Annotated in this window: 16 protein-coding genes; 11 read left to right on the forward strand and 5 right to left on the reverse strand. The window is 60.0% G+C overall.

The features are described 5' to 3' along the window. The first annotated feature begins 179 nt into the window (after positions 1–179). Positions 180–416 carry a hypothetical protein gene (locus tag C1M53_RS15735; protein ID WP_129413092.1) on the forward strand — a complete coding sequence of 79 codons (237 nt, stop codon included), beginning with the start codon at positions 180–182 and terminating at the stop codon, positions 414–416. A 383-nt stretch (positions 417–799) separates the two neighbouring features. Then, a complete protein-coding gene (locus tag C1M53_RS15740) occupies positions 800–1936 on the forward strand; it encodes a glucoamylase family protein (protein ID WP_245488156.1) in 1137 nt (378 codons plus the stop codon). 26 nt (positions 1937–1962) lie between these two features. Here C1M53_RS15740 and C1M53_RS15745 read toward each other — a convergent pair whose 3' ends face one another. Next, positions 1963–2493, reverse strand: coding sequence for a hypothetical protein (locus tag C1M53_RS15745; RefSeq protein ID WP_245488157.1), 531 nt, complete (start codon positions 2491–2493; stop codon positions 1963–1965). A gap of 585 nt (positions 2494–3078) precedes the next feature. Here C1M53_RS15745 and C1M53_RS15750 point away from each other — a divergent pair. After that, the gene (locus tag C1M53_RS15750; RefSeq protein ID WP_165358152.1) at positions 3079–5163 is read left to right on the forward strand and encodes an ABC transporter ATP-binding protein/permease; all 2085 of its coding nucleotides are present in this window, start codon (positions 3079–3081) and stop codon (positions 5161–5163) included. Between the two features lie 183 nt (positions 5164–5346). Here the strand turns inward: C1M53_RS15750 and C1M53_RS15755 are convergent, their stop codons facing one another. The 3 genes from C1M53_RS15755 to C1M53_RS15765 form a co-directional block, all read right to left on the reverse strand. After that, on the reverse strand, positions 5347–6636 hold the full coding sequence (locus C1M53_RS15755; RefSeq protein ID WP_129413095.1) for a hypothetical protein: 1290 nt from the start codon (positions 6634–6636) through the stop codon (positions 5347–5349). A 456-nt stretch (positions 6637–7092) separates the two neighbouring features. Then, positions 7093–7395, reverse strand: a complete 303-nt coding sequence (locus tag C1M53_RS15760) for a DUF982 domain-containing protein (RefSeq protein ID WP_129413096.1) — start codon at positions 7393–7395, stop codon at positions 7093–7095. Positions 7396–7526: 131 nt separating this feature from the next. Continuing rightward, positions 7527–7778, reverse strand: coding sequence for a hypothetical protein (locus C1M53_RS15765; protein WP_165357998.1), 252 nt, complete (start codon positions 7776–7778; stop codon positions 7527–7529). A gap of 348 nt (positions 7779–8126) precedes the next feature. On the opposite strand from C1M53_RS15765, the gene C1M53_RS15770 reads away from it, so the two are divergent. From C1M53_RS15770 to C1M53_RS15805, 8 genes are all read left to right on the forward strand, one after another. Further along, a complete protein-coding gene (locus C1M53_RS15770) occupies positions 8127–8324 on the forward strand; it encodes a hypothetical protein (RefSeq protein ID WP_129413097.1) in 198 nt (65 codons plus the stop codon). 59 nt (positions 8325–8383) lie between these two features. After that, positions 8384–8893, forward strand: a complete 510-nt coding sequence (locus C1M53_RS15775) for a ferritin-like domain-containing protein (RefSeq protein WP_129413098.1) — start codon at positions 8384–8386, stop codon at positions 8891–8893. A 201-nt stretch (positions 8894–9094) separates the two neighbouring features. Further along, positions 9095–9304 (forward strand): hypothetical protein, encoded by a 210-nt coding sequence (locus C1M53_RS15780; RefSeq protein ID WP_129413099.1) that lies wholly within the window; start codon positions 9095–9097, stop codon positions 9302–9304. A 528-nt stretch (positions 9305–9832) separates the two neighbouring features. After that, the gene (locus tag C1M53_RS15785) at positions 9833–10213 is read left to right on the forward strand and encodes a DUF982 domain-containing protein (protein ID WP_165358153.1); all 381 of its coding nucleotides are present in this window, start codon (positions 9833–9835) and stop codon (positions 10211–10213) included. A 30-nt stretch (positions 10214–10243) separates the two neighbouring features. Further along, on the forward strand, positions 10244–10498 hold the full coding sequence (locus C1M53_RS15790; RefSeq protein WP_129413101.1) for a hypothetical protein: 255 nt from the start codon (positions 10244–10246) through the stop codon (positions 10496–10498). Positions 10499–10655: 157 nt separating this feature from the next. Beyond that, positions 10656–12182 (forward strand): PAS domain S-box protein, encoded by a 1527-nt coding sequence (locus C1M53_RS15795; protein WP_348630055.1) that lies wholly within the window; start codon positions 10656–10658, stop codon positions 12180–12182. A gap of 235 nt (positions 12183–12417) precedes the next feature. Further along, positions 12418–12825: a hypothetical protein gene (locus tag C1M53_RS15800; RefSeq protein ID WP_129413102.1), complete on the forward strand. Its 408-nt coding sequence runs from the start codon at positions 12418–12420 to the stop codon at positions 12823–12825. A gap of 25 nt (positions 12826–12850) precedes the next feature. Continuing rightward, a complete protein-coding gene (locus C1M53_RS15805) occupies positions 12851–13672 on the forward strand; it encodes a Ku protein (protein ID WP_129413103.1) in 822 nt (273 codons plus the stop codon). Here the strand turns inward: C1M53_RS15805 and C1M53_RS15810 are convergent. Further along, positions 13669–14451 (reverse strand): hypothetical protein, encoded by a 783-nt coding sequence (locus tag C1M53_RS15810; RefSeq protein ID WP_129413104.1) that lies wholly within the window; start codon positions 14449–14451, stop codon positions 13669–13671. The two genes, C1M53_RS15805 and C1M53_RS15810, sit on opposite strands and share 4 nt — an antisense overlap. Between the last annotated feature and the right edge of the window lie 352 nt (positions 14452–14803).

Here is a 14803-nt window from a genome sequence, read left to right on the forward strand (position 1 = left end):
CCAGGCTGCCGCGACGATCGGCACAAGGCTAGACGCCAGAAACAGGAATGTTGCAGGCCGATGGTTCGGCCTTCCGGTCTGGGAACCTGCTGCGTCGCCCTACACAGCGCTTGGACAGTGAACTAGGTATTGGTTACGAGGTATGTGACTTAATCATTTGCGATCGCGGGACGGCGACCATGGCGGCTCTGGGAAGACATGAACGGTTGCAGATCATGTTGAGCGGGAAAGAACTCGAAGCACTTGAAAACTGGCGCTTTGAAAGAAGAATGCCGTCTCGCGCCGCAGCGGTGCGCGAGTTGCTGCGGCTGGGCCTTGCCGCCGAGGAGGGCCTCGTCACCCGACAGGTGATCAAATCGCGCGACTTCGGCGTATTGGACCCAGACAGCGAGGGTAGCGAGAACGGTCCGGACTGACGGCGCCCGGTCCCTCGCGCTTGCGAAACCTGGCTGCGTAGAAGGCCGTCCCGCGGATGCCGTCAGCACTATTGGTGTTATGGCCGCCAGAAACACCATTTCTCGGCGTTTGCCCTGCAGCTTCGGGACGCTACCCGGCGACTGGCGCGATCTTTTTGGGCGCTCTTGCAAGGATGCGCTCCGAGACCGCTTGCCCGCCTTTGTGACCCTTCCTAGATCGCCTTGGTATGGGTACCGTTTCAGACGCAATCGCTGACGATGAGATGCTGGATAAATTCCAGCGTGATGCGCTCGACTATTTCGTGCGTCACGCCGATCCCGTGACTGGTTTGGTGGCAGACAGGGACCGGCCAGGATCGCCTGCAAGCATAGCCGCTACGGGTATGGGATTGGCCGTCTATGCCGTCGCGGCAGAGCGGGGATGGATCGGTCGAGAGGAAGCCGGGAGGCGAACCCGGACAACGCTGCGATTTTTGATGAACAGCCATCAAGGGACCGAACCTGACGCGAGCGGTCACCGGGGCTTTTTCTACCATTTCCTTGATATGAGAACCGGACAGCGCGCCTGGAAGTCGGAACTCTCGACGATCGATACCGCACTGTTGATGGCAGGTGTTCTGGTTTCCGGCCGTTATTTTGACCGCGATCGCGAGGACGAAGCGGAAATCCGCAAGTTGGCCGATCAGCTATACCGCAGGGTCGACTGGCGCTGGGCGCTCAACGGCGGCGCCCTGGTCTGTCACGGCTGGAAGCCGGGCAAGGGCTTTTTGCCCTATCGATGGCTTGGCTATGACGAAGCGCTCATCCTCTATGTGCTGGCGCTTGGGTCGCCCACATATGGCATTGGGCCGGAATGCTATTCGGCTTGGCTGACAGGCTATCGGTGGAAAACCATCTATGGCCATGAGTTTGTCTATGCAGGTCCGCTTTTCATTCATCAGTTCTCCCACATGTGGATCGATTTCCGCGGGATTCGCGATGCGTTCATGCATGGGCGAGGGCTCGACTATTTCGAAAACAGCCGCCGCGCGACCTTCGTCCAGCGCGAGTACGCAATGCGCAACCCGCGCGGCTTTGATGGCTATGATCAGAATTCATGGGGCCTCACCGCCAGCGATGGGCCAGGCAGGCAACGTCAGCAAATTGATGGAACAACGCGGAGCTACTTTGATTACCGCGCCCGCGGCGTGCCCTTCGGACCTGACGACGGCACATTTTCGCCGTGGGCAGCTTTCGCGTCGCTGCCTTTCGCTCCCGAGATCGTCCTGCCGACGATCCGACATGTCCACGCGAGCGAACGGACGGGTGATGCGCCCTTGCTTGGCGCCAGTTTCAACCGGACGTTTCGCACCGGCAGCGAAGACGGCTGGTTTTCGACGGACCAGGTCGGGATCAACCAGGGTCCGATTGTCGTGATGTTCGAAAACCATCGCTCAGGGCTTATCTGGCGGTTGTTGCGCGGATGCTCATATATCGTCGATGGACTTCGTTCGGCCAGGTTCAGCGCCGGTTGGCTTTGACGGCGTGTCGGTTATCTGGCAGAGGCTTAGCGCAGCAGGCCTTCGTCCTCGAATGCGTCCCACCCTTCCAGAGCGTCGCCTTCGGCAACGTCCTTTCCGAGCCGCTTTTGGTCCTTGTCCGCCCGTGTCCGCGCCGCTTTGTTGGCACCGCGTCGCCTGTTGCGTGTAACCTCCTCGGCATCCTGTTCGCGCCAGATGTTGGGCAGATCGTGGTCAAGCACGTCTTCGATGTGCCTGGGATCGAACACATGAAACGTGACGGATTTGGAGCGCCCACGCATTTTCACGGTGCGGGTCCCGATGCTCTGTAGCCGCCCATCCTTTAACCACTTGTGGCGTTCGCGCGACGATATTGCGAGAACATCCTCGGCTTCGCGTGGCAAGACCGGAAGCGTTTCGAGAGTGGCAACGGTTCTGGTTATCTTCTTCGAGGCGGCTTCGAACGCCTCGGCATCCTCTTCAGCCATTCGCAGCACGAAGCGTCCGGTCTCAGCCTTGGCGTACTTCCTCACAGCCCAGGGCAAATGTGCACGCACCTCTCGCTCGATGCCTTTCATGCGAACCGCAGACCCGAGCGTCGCAGCTGCAGTCAGGGGCCACTCGGCAATCAGCGACAACGGTCCGTCCTGAGACTTTTTCTCTTTCGGCAGCAACATCGCTCTCGTGATGCTGGCGGAGATCTTCCGCAAGCTTGTCGATAGCGCGATCCTTTGAGAATGGCGGGAGCCAGCGATTGCATCACCTCGAAGATGTTCTGATCCGAAATATGCACAATATGGGTATTGCGCGTTGCGGCCTCCAGCAGCCCTCGCGAATACCACGTTGCGGTGCAAACTGCCGCGTTGCAACCCGCTGATTTCAGGAACCTTCCCGTCGCAATTCGGTTGAGTAGAACTCGACGGAGGCTGTGATGGCTCTCAAAGCGAAGCCCGACAAAGACAGGAAGGGCGCCTTGCCCAAACCGGCGGGTGCTGAGCCGAGCGACAAGCCGGTAAGGTATACGAGGGACGATCCTTCGCCCAACCCCAATCAGACGATTGAAAAGAAGCGGCCGGAGCGGCGACCCTGAATTGCGCCGGTTCTCTTTCGCTCGGCCTTACCAGCGACTTCCTGACATTGCGTAGATCTTGGACCGTTGTTTGATGCCAAAAGCTGTAGCCCGTTCAGAAAAGGCAAACCCGACTGGCGCTGCCGCCAAGCGAAAACCCAGTACCACGGCCAAACCGGCTTCCAAAAAGCCTGCGCCACCCGAACCCAGGCTAAGGAAGACGAGCGCTCCTGAAGACCGACACGTGAAAGCGGTTGCGGACGCAGAACTCATTGTCGAAGGCGAACCCGAGGCGGTCGGGGAGGATGTTCCGCCCCCGCCCGAGGCTGTGGAACCAGACCCGAAGCTGACGCCCGAGGAAGCCGAAGCGGCACGCAAGAAGTATCTTTTTACGCGCTTCTGGATCAGTGCGCGTGGCTACTGGAGCCGCCGCGGCGACAGGCTCGCATGGCCGCTCACGCTCGGGCTGGTGACGCTGATCTGCATCAATGTCGGCTTCCAATATGGCATCAATGTCTGGAACCGCCTGATGTTTGACGCCATCGAGCAGCGCAGCGCCGGCACCGTCTATTTCCTGAGCGCGGTCTTCCTGCCGCTGGTCGTGGTCAGCGGCACCATTGTGGTGACGCAGGTCTACCTGCGCATGACGATCCAGCGGCGCTGGCGGTCCTGGCTTACCACGGCAGTGATCGCGCGTTGGCTGACCAATGGCCGCTATTACCAGCTCAACCTGGTGAGCGGGGATCACCAGAACCCGGAAGCCCGGCTGACCGAGGATCTGCGAATCGCCACGGAAGCGCCGGTGGATTTCCTGTCCGGCGTGCTCAATGCGTTTCTGTCTGCCTCCACATTCATCGTGGTGCTGTGGACGATCGGGGGCGCCTTGACGGTGTCGATCGGGGGATCGTTGGTCACCATCCCCGGCTTCCTCGTCATTACGGCCATGGTCTATGCCGCCATCACGTCGACGTCGATGTTCGTCATCGGCCGCAACTTCGTTCAATTGTCCGAACAGAAGAACCAGGCCGAGGCCGAATTCCGCTACGTGCTGACGCGCGTGCGCGAGAACGGCGAAAGCATCGCGCTGCTTGGCGGCGAGGAGGAGGAACGCAGCGGAATCGACAGGACCTTTGCCGGGGTGCTGGCACGATGGGCAAAGCTGACGGGCCAGCACATGCGCACGGCTATGGTGTCGCAAGGGTCCAGTTTGTTTGCGCCCGTGGTGCCGATCCTTTTGTGCGCGCCAAAGTTCCTCGACGGCTCGATGACGCTCGGACAGGTCATGCAGGCCGCTTCGGCATTTGCCATCGTGCAGGGCGCGTTCGGCTGGCTGGTCGACAACTACCCACGCCTTGCAGATTGGAATGCTTCAGCGCGCCGCGTCGCTTCGCTGATGATGTCGCTCGACGGGCTGGAGCGCGCCGAAGAAAGCGACACGCTCGGGCGCATCGAACATGGTGACGCCGAAGGTGACGTCATGGTCAGCCTGAACCGCCTTTCCGTATCTTTGGATGACGGCACCGCCGTCGTTAAGGAAACCAAGGTGGCGATCGAGGCGGGCGAGCGTGTTCTCGTTTCCGGCGATTCCGGATCCGGCAAATCCACGCTGGTGCGCGCCATTGCCGGGCTCTGGCCATGGGGCAAGGGCACCGTCAACTTCCATCCCGACAAGCAATTGTTCATGCTGCCGCAGCGCCCCTATGTGCCGACAGGAACGCTGCGCCGTGCCGTCGCTTATCCGGGTGCCGCAGATGACTTTTCGACGCAGGACATCGAAAGCGCGCTGGACAAGGTGGAACTCGGCCATCTCAAAGACAGGATCGACGAGGACGCACCCTGGGACCAGACGCTCTCGGGAGGCGAGAGGCAGCGCCTCGCCTTTGCGCGTCTGTTCCTGCACCGGCCGGATATCGTCGTGCTGGATGAGGCGACGGCGGCACTGGATGAAAAAAGCCAGGACAGGATGATGGCGACAATGATCGACGAATTGCCGAAGGTCACCGTCATCAGCGTCGCACACCGCGCGGAACTGGAAACCTATCATAGCCGCAAGATCACGCTGGAGCGGCGCAAGGGCGGCGCCAGGCTGGTCAGTGACATCGACCTCATTCCGCGCAAGCGCGGACGCAACCTGATCCAGCGCGCCTTGTGGGGAAGCGGCAAGAAAGCGCGCAGCTAGGCACTGCGCCCGGGCGGGCTTGGACGCCACCCGAAATGCACTTGCTGAAACGAGAAGACCTGCTCGTCACCGAACGGGTCTTGTTGCCTGGGCGGGACTCGATACGCATCCGCGGTGCCAATCTGAATGCTTATGGTAAATAATGGGTTAGCCGCCACTGGCATTTTGGACGGCTTGCATCGCTTATCGCGGGGCACTCATGGCGCTGATCGTGTAGGGCGTGCCGGTCCGAGTACCACCAAGTTCCGTAAGCACAAGATAGTACCGCCCCTGGGGCAGCTGCACGGTGAGATGCTGGTTTGGCAAGAAGCCATTGACCAGGCTCGTTCCGTTCGAACTTGCTACGGCTAGAAGGTTGTCCGAAGCGTCGACAATGCTTGTCCGCACCAGCGCATTGGTGCGCAGCACGGTCAGCTCAAGCTGGTTTTGCGCGCCCGTGAGGTCGAACATCAGCCGATGGCTTTGCTGTGGCCTCAGCCATTCTGTAACGACATAGATATGGGAGGGCGCAAGCGCCGGGTCCGGCGCGTTGTTGTCCTGGGTGCGGTCGATGTAACGGGATTTGCCGTATTGCCCATTCTTCCTGAGCGGTCCCTTGTTGAAGTTCCTGATGCTCGACTGGGGATCGCCCCGAACGTCGCGGGGGCCAAGCGGATCGATCTGAGGATTGACGGTCGCTGCGTAGTTCGCCGGTCCGGAGACGGATGAATTGTCTACGTAGAGACAATAGTAGCCGGGATCATAGGCCTTCGTTTCCAGATCGTCGTGCGGTCCTTCCTGAAGTGTGATCCGGGTGTTGTCATAAGGGTCGACCATCCGCATCCTGTAATGCCGTCCGACACGGACGCTGAAGGGATGGCTGTCGCCCGGCAGGAAGAGCACATAGGCATCGCTGTCACTCGGGTTGTCCAGCGACCCCCGCAGGTTGACCGTGTTTTGATAGCCGTCCAACAAGGGGGCACTGCTGCAACGCGCGCCGGCATTGTCTGTCTGAGGCACGAGCCGCGCCTGGATCGTCAGGTCGTATTTGAGCATGCGTCCGTTGGCGACACCCGGGTCCGTCCACACCGATACGAAATAGTCGCCGGGACTCATCCCGAGGATGAAGTCTTCCTCGTCGCCGCCACGCGAGCGCCAGATCATTTCGCCTCGTGCGTTGTGCACGAACAGCCACATCGATCGGAGGGGTCTCTCGGCCAGGTGGAAATGGACCAGCCACTGGTTGGCGGGAACGTTGAAGCGATAAATGTCGAGGGTGTCGAATTTGTTCGTCGCCACCACGCCCAGCGCGCCGGGCTCTGCCTTGTCGGCTGGCGTGTTGAAATCGGGCTGGGTCAGGCTGCCCAGATCGCCGGCCCGGTCGAAGCTGTTGTTGTTGACGGCGCCGCCGTCATAGTCCGAGGGCGGCGTCCAGGATTCTGCAAGAGCCGCAGACGACACAAAAATCAGCAAGACAGTCAGCAGGATGCGCATCGAATTTCCCCCTCGGTGCCCAGCTGGAGAATTTCGCGCAAGGATTGGTCACCGACAAGGTGATATCGACAGGCAGCGAACCGGTATCGCAGGTCCGAAAGATCTGACGCCTTCTCCCTGCCCATAAGGGTTTCGAATGCGCTGAAGGACCTTGCGAACTGAAAATGGCCGCTCGTCTGAGGCGGGCTGGCCCGTCCCGGCTTTGCCCTCGCATACTGGGACCTTGGAGCTTGCTGGCGTTCGAGCCAGCTGGCTGTCTGCGGTACCGGCCACCGGCGCTGGAACTCTTGGGGCAGGTTCCATGGTCAGTGACCTGACCACCCTTCCACATCCGTCAAGCTGCGGACGGGCGGCAGGGACGCTTGCGAAAATTTCCCCGCATGACCGGGTGAGGGCACCTGCAAGTGCCCTGCGCCGGCAACGCCCACCCGGTCTCGCCTGCTCTGGTGAGAACGATCAGGCGACCTTGCCACCATGTCCGGAATTGCGCGACGTCATCCACGCTGGTGGAACCGCGAGTTCTTCCAGCACCTTGGCAGAACGCGCAAAGCCTTCAAACGCAGACTTGGCAAAAGCAAGCGGATAGTCGCTCTGAAAGGCGTGCTGACAGGCGCGCACAGCAGTATGATAGATGGGTGTACGGCGGGGCTTTGGCCATTCATAGAGAAACTCCAGGGCGTCCTCGAGGCACGCAATTTCCTGGATGAAGTTGTTGCCGTTTTTTATGAAAACGGGGCTGTCGAACATCCGATCGTTCATCAGGTCCTCCAAATCGAACGACAATGCGGTTCAAGGGTGCCGCGGCCGGCTGCGGCAGCGGATTGGAACGATATGTGATGGGTACTTCGAGGGTTCAAGGGGGAAACACTGCCACCGCAGCGTTCGGGCGACTAGGTCGGCTTAAGGCGTTTGGCGCTCAAATACATGAGGGCGGAAGCTGCCTTGACACGGTTCCAGCCAGCGGCTTCGGCCTCGTCGAGGATTTTGTCGATAGGCCCGGCCAACGCCTCCTGGCAGTCGCTATCGTATGCGATTTCATTAGGCCCGTAGGCAGGTTTGCGGATTGAAGATTCCTTTGCCATCTTGGATCGTCCGTGCAGTTCGTCGCGAGGTCGTTTTATCGTGACGTTCAATGTTGTCAACAAGTTAGCCTCTCGTTACGGCGGCGAGACTTGCAATGGCTTTGTCGATTTTATTCCCTGAGATGGTGGGGTGCGCAAATCCAGGCGTGCAGCCGGTCCGCTCGATAGGCAGAGGCTGGGCGAAGCGCGCTGGGATCGTACAACGGCCACCATGCATGCCCGTGTTGGGAGAGCGGATACGCAGTGCCCACGCGGACCTGCGCTGAGAACCCTGGCAGGACTGGCGATATCAGTGTGACCGCAGCCGGTCGCGACCATGGCGCGGCAGCAATCTTTTGGAACGCGCCTCTCGCAGCTTCGTTAGCTGTTCGAGGCCGACAAGCCTCATCACTCACATGGGAGACGACAATGCCGAAGCAGGATCCCGCGAAGCACGGCTTCGCGGACACCGAGGATTATTTGTGGCGCTCGGCGGGGCATCCTCGCCCTCAAAACGCAAGCGATGACACAGACGACGTCGAGCCGGCGGACGAGGACGAGGAAGACGAGGAGGAGATGGCCGGCGAACTCGGCTTCCCCGCTGACGATGACGAAGACGATCAGTAAGGCACCAACCTAGCTCTGTTCAGCGATGAACGGAACAGTGTTTCAAGGAGGAATTCGAAATGGCTAAGACCTCATCGCAAGGCCTGCAGGACCTTTTCCTGGATGGATTGAAGGACATTTACTACGCCGAGAAGAAGATCCTGAAGACGCTGCCGAAAATGGCCAAGAGTGCGTCCGATGCCGCAGTCTCCCAGGCCTTCGAAAAACACCGCGAACAGACCGAAGGCCATGTCGAGCGGCTTGAGGAGGTATTTGCGATGCTCGAAAAGGCACCGCGCGGCAAGATCTGTCCGGCCATCGATGGCATCATCGAGGAGGGCTCGGAGATCATGGAGGAATACAAGGGAACGCCGGCCATCGACGCGGGGCTCGTGGCAGCGGCGCAGGCGGTGGAGCACTATGAGATGGCGCGCTATCGCACGCTTTGCGCTTGGGCCGAAGAACTCGACATGCCGGATGCTGCCAAGCTCCTGAAAACGACCTTGGACGAGGAGAGCGAAACAGATGCCACCCTTGCCCACCTGGCCGAAAGCGACGCCAACCAGCGCGCGCTGCAGAAGGCAGCATGACTGTTGCCAGGAGAAACAAGCCCCGGTCACGGGGCTTGTTTTGATATGATGGCCTAACTCAACAAGCGCGGAACCCGTTGGCAATCAACGCATGCCGGATCGAGACCGCGATCGAGGCGTCTGTTGCGCGCGACGCTGTCGCCTCATCACGGAAGCCATCCTCGCCGATGCCCTCGCGCGTACAAGGAAAGGAGCCAGCCAATGCCTCGCCCACATGACTACGAGACCGGAGCGCGCGTTGCGAAACCGGGCAAGTCGCGGCGTCCGGACCCGATCCACACCGGCGATCCCGCCGACGAGCCGAAAAAGCCGTATGGCCTTGTCGAGGCTCCCGGCGACGTCAACGACAAGACCCGGCATTCCGAAGGGCGCAGTCACAGCCATCCCCGCCTGCGCGGCCATCCGGGTTGATCCACGGCACAAAGGCCATTGGATTGCGGTACGGGCCGACCGCGGCTGACTCGGTGCTTTTGCGTGTCGGGATTCAGCGGCTGTTTTCAGCCGCCTTGCCCTGGCAGATGCAGTGGTTGGATAGCCGCTGCTCCCGATCGACACGGCAGCACATACCGACAAGAGAGTGGCTACCGTTTCCTGCCGCGTGCACAGCCTCCTGAAACGGGAGGGATGTGGCGTCTCTGTGTGGGCGATGCTCAGTCCCGCCGCAGATCGACCGCAGCATCGCCAATCCCGTGTTCCTCGGCTGGTTCAGCCAGGTGACATCATTGACACGATGATTTCTGCACCGCGGCTGTCGGGGACAGACCGCGCCCATCAACGGGCAATGGCACTGATTTCTCGTTGGCCCCTCTTTTCGCCGATCCTGTTTTTGACCGGGGCAGGACTTTTTTGGAACCGGACGCTTGTGAATGAATTTTTGGCTGGATCGCTCTCTCCGGGCGATCAGAGGTGATGTTCACTGCATCTTATGGGGAGACCTCAATGCCGACGTTCAAGCCGGTTATCTTTGAAACCACAAGCGGATACAAATTCACAGTCACGTGCCTTCATGATGTCTTCAAGGTCATGGCAATGGGATGGCCGAACAAGCGCTGTCCCCTCTACAATGAGGCCTTGTGCCTGAGCGCCAGAGCCAAGGAAGGCTGGTGTACGCCAAAGTCTGCCTACGACGCGTTTGTGCGGGCCGCGCAAGCGCAGAAGCGGATCGTCGAACCGCGCAAGCTCATCGATCGTGTCGCCTCCGAACTCATTGCGATCGAGCCTGAGAACTTCAATCCGTTTCCTGATCCGTCGCCGATGCGCTCTCGGGTTCGCCGCCGCATCCAGGCTGTGACGCAGGCAAACAGAAAGATCCATGCGTAGGCAGTGGCTTGACCCTTGCAGGAGGTGAAGATGGCCATCCTTCATTCGTCGACCACCGGCATCGCCTACCCGGGCGACTTGGAAAATCTCAAGCGCATCTATGACATGCTATGCGAAGAACGGGGTTTCTGCCACGGCAGTCCGGCTGCGGAAGACCTTGCCATGGCAACGATGAACCTTTTCGCCCAAGGTGTCTTCGACGCGCGCGAGATCGTCGAGACGTTAAACCTCTACCTGGACCGGAAAGCGTCGGGGCCGAATTTCCAGCCGGCCCTTGCGGCCTAAGGCTGAAGGTCCTGCTCATAATCAAATGGATTGCTGATAGCCGCAGGCCCGAAGATGGCCTGCGGCTCAAGGGTGCGGGATCATGTTCGGGATTTTTGAACCATCTCAAACCCCGCGCCGGTCGTTGCTGGAATGATGTGATCTCGACGTGATCGAGATGCACAGCGATCGCGGCACATCGCTGCTGCGAAGAGATGATGCATATGACTTTTCCGCGGATGTGCTAATCCAGTTCGCCATGAACAAACAACGGCGTTCCATGGCGGCGGCAACCACGACCGATCTGGCAGAACTGATCCGCACCCACGACTGGGCAAGCACAAGCCTTGGTCCGATGCAGCAATGGCCCACGTGCCTGCGCATTGCGGTCGACCTCATGCTGCCTTCAACCGCACAGATCGTCATGTTCTGGGGTGAGGATTTCGTGGCTCTCTACAACGACGCCTATGCGCCGACGATCGGGAACAAACATCCTCGTGCTCTTGGCAGGCCCGCCCGCGAAAACTGGTCGGAACTGTGGGATGATCTGGAGCCACTGCTGCTGCGGGTTTTGCGTGATGGCGAGACCGTGTCGGCAAAAGACAGACCTTTTTATATCGAGCGGCACAATCGTCCCGAGAATGTGTTTTTTGATATCTCGTATTCCCCGGTTCGGGATGAAGCCGGAGCCATTCGCGGCGTTCTCTGCATCGTCAACGAAACGACCGAGCGCGTCGTCGCCCAACTGACCGAGCGCCGGTTGGCGGCAATCATCGAGTCGTCGGACGATGCCATCATGAGCATCGATCTGGATGCGACGATAACGAGCTGGAACGCCGGCGCCGAACGGCTCTATGGTTTTGCGGCGGAGGAGATCATCGGAAGCTCCGTTACACTGCTGCTGCCCCAGGACCGGTCGGAAGAAGAACATGCCATCCTGTCCCGCATCCGCGGTGGCGAGCGGATGGAGCCCTACGAAACGGTGCGGCTGCATAAAAGCGGTGCGAACATTGACGTGTCGCTGACCGTATCGCCTGTGCGCGATGCCGCGGGCCAAATTGTGGGAGCATCGAAAATTGCGAGGGATATCAGAGCCAAGAAAGACGCCGAAAACCTGCAGCGGCTGCTGATGCACGAATTGAACCATCGTGTGAAAAACGTGCTGGCAACGGTGCGGGCGATCGCCAACAAGACGTTTCGTGGGGAAGAGCACATGTTGGCGCGAACTGCGTTCGACGCACGTCTTCTCGCCCTGTCGAAAGCGCACGATCTGTTGACGGCTGAAAGCTGGAGCGGAGCAGAGTTGACCGCTCTCGTAGCGGACGTTCTTTCTCCCTATGGCGCGACCAATATTGCAGTCACGGGTCCCCGTCTGCGGCTGCCGTCGGAGGCTGTGTTGTCGTTTTCATTGGCCTTGCACGAACTTGCCACCAATGCCGCCAAATATGGCGCCTTGTCCGTCCCCACAGGCCGCGTAGACATCCGGTGGTCCATCATCGAAGACGGTGGCCCTCGTCTTGCCATGCGCTGGACTGAAAGCGGCGGCCCACGCGTGGCCGCACCTCGTCGCAAAGGGTTTGGCTCGCGATTGATCGAGCTGTTGTCGACGCAAATGAATGGCGAAGTCCGCATCCACTACGCGGCGTCGGGCGTGGTCTGCGAGATCGATGCGCCCCTTCAACAAGGCTGGGTTGTTGCAGCATAGGGTGTTGCGTCCCACAGCCGCGTGGCTCCTTCTCAAGCCAGCGCGCCGGATGAGTTCGGTCTCTCGACAGTCATCGACACTGGGCTTGCCGATGCCGGTGTGGGTCTCTTGTTCGATCCGACAGGCGTCGCTTCACCTGGCCGGCCGAGGAGGCTCACACATGGCAGATGAAAAAACAGGAACGCCGGCACACAAGCAGCGTTGTCCTGCATAGCTCCAGTCAACGGAGGTTCCAATGCAGGTTCGGCGAACCGAAGTATCAACGCAGATCGAAGGTGGCGACGCCTACGGCTACCGGGTGCGGTTTCAGGGAGCCGACGGTCAATTCATCACGGTGGGCTTCCGCGCCGACCACTGGCTTGACGATGACGATGCGGTAAAGCGACAGGCAATTGCGATGATGGCTGAAGCTGCGTCCACGCTTGGGCCGCTGATTGCCTATAACGCGTTGCGCAGCGGCAATATCGCGCCAGAAGGAAGGTTGGTGGACCAGGTTGGCATCGGCCAGATCGGCGGCGACGTCGACGAGGAGGACGACGACAGTGCCTATCAGGAAAACGATGAGGACCTGCCCGGTGACGACGAGGAAGCCGCTATCAACCGCAGTCCTTCAGGCCAAGGGGGCCGTTTTGACAAGTCCTGACCGGCGAGACGGGTGGAGATAGTACATGGCGCCGCGCGCACTTTGGAAAGGGCATCTCAAACTCGGCGACCTGGACTGTCCGGTGGCGCTCTACGCGGCGGCGTCCAGCGCCGAGCGTATTTCCTTTCACATCGTCAACCGCAAGACAGGCAACCGTGTGCGGCGCGAATATGTCGATGAAGAAAGCGGCAAGCCGGTGGCTGACGACGACCAGGTGAAAGGTTTCGATCTCGGCAACGACACCTTTGTCACGATGGAAGCCGAGGAAGTCGCCGAGCTTGTACCGGATAGCGACAAGACCCTGTCGGTGAGGCGCTACGTCAAATCAGACGATATCGATCCGGTGTTCTTCGATCGCCCGTATTATCTCGGCCCTGATCATGGCGCGGCTGATGCGTTCGCAGCCATCCGCGACAGTCTGGCGGCGGAAAAAGCGGTAGCGCTGGCCGAGACGGTGCTGTTTCGGCGGTTGCGCACGCTGGCGATCCGCGCGCATGGAAAGGGGCTTTCTGCGAATACCCTGCATTTCGACTATGAGATCCGATCGCCCGAAAAGGCTTTCGCGAAGGTTCCTGATCGCAAGATCGACAAGGAGATGCTGGATCTCGCCAAGCACATCATGAAATCCAAAGCTCGCGCGTTTGATCCGGCGCGGTTTGACGATCGTTATGACGCAGCTCTTGCCGAATTGGTCAAGGCAAAGATCGCCGGTCGAAAGATCAAGCCGCCGAAGCGCCGGCGTGAAGGCAAGGTCATCGACCTGATGGAGGCGTTCCGTCGCAGCGCCAAAGGCGATGATGCGGCAAAAAATGGCGATGCCAAATCGCCCCGGCGCAAGGCCGGCTAGTCACTGTCACGGCCATCAGGGCCCCGATCCGGACCCGGTCGGCCTTGCCGCGGAAGCGAACTGACCAAACGAGCGTAGTGATCCATCTCGGAGATGCTCCATTGTTCGAATTCGTCGACAAGGGCGACGCTTGCTGCGCGATCAGGGCCGATCGCTCCAGTCTGGTGCAGCCGGCCAAGGACATTTCCAACATGTGAGCGCGACACCTGGAATCGTTCGGCCAACGCGGCGTAGCCAAGCGCGATCCGCGGCTTACCGCTGCTGCGCCGATAATGATCAGCCATGATCGCGGTCAATACGGGATAGCCGCCATCGTAGCCCGCCATGGCAAGGACAGTTGGAAACGGCGCGATAATGGTGCCGGAAGACAGGATTTGGCGCGCGGAAGCCCAGATCATTCGGCCAAGGCCATCAGGGGAAGCTGCGGCAAGCCGTGCCAGATCTCCGTCGTGAATGTGATCATGAGCTGCGAGGAAAGCGACACAGGAGCGGCTGATCTCTTCTATCAGAAGCGCTTGAGGGCGCAGGATCGAGCGACGGCGATTTGCGGCCTCCGGTTCGGCAGATACCAGGCCGGCCTGTTTGAGGACCGTCACAAAGCTCGTCAATTGGCGAGGGCTGAGTCCCGAAACGGCTTTGAGACGGGCGAGGGTTGGCGAGGGGGTGCCTTCCTCTGCCCACCCGTAATAATTCCAGATGAGCATGTAGGCAGCGTAATAGCGGTCGAACTGATTGAGAAGTTTTCTCAGTGGCCAGCTGGATGACGAAGGCTCGATCATCGTTTCGCAATAGTGCGCGACGGCCGCTGTGAACTTTGCGTGGCTTCTCATCATGCGTTTCGCTGCCAGCGATGCCTTTGCCATGCAACCCGAAAATCCGGAATGGTGCAAAGTTTGGATTGGTGAACGCGCCTGTCAGTGCGCAATAACCATCACCCATTGAAACAGTTTGGGTGACATTTGGCGTGGCGGCACCGGCAGGTTCAGGTTTTCAGATCCTCCCCTTTCGATGCCAAAAAGCGTCGGCGGTGCTTCTGGCCGGCGCGTCAGCCCTTGCGCTGATACCTGGTACTCTGCCCGCATCAGCGCAGTCTGTGTTCTGGGATGGCGGCAATTCAGCCTTGCATGGGAA

It is taken from the genome of Mesorhizobium sp. Pch-S, assembly GCF_004136315.1.
GTDB lineage: Bacteria > Pseudomonadota > Alphaproteobacteria > Rhizobiales > Rhizobiaceae > Mesorhizobium.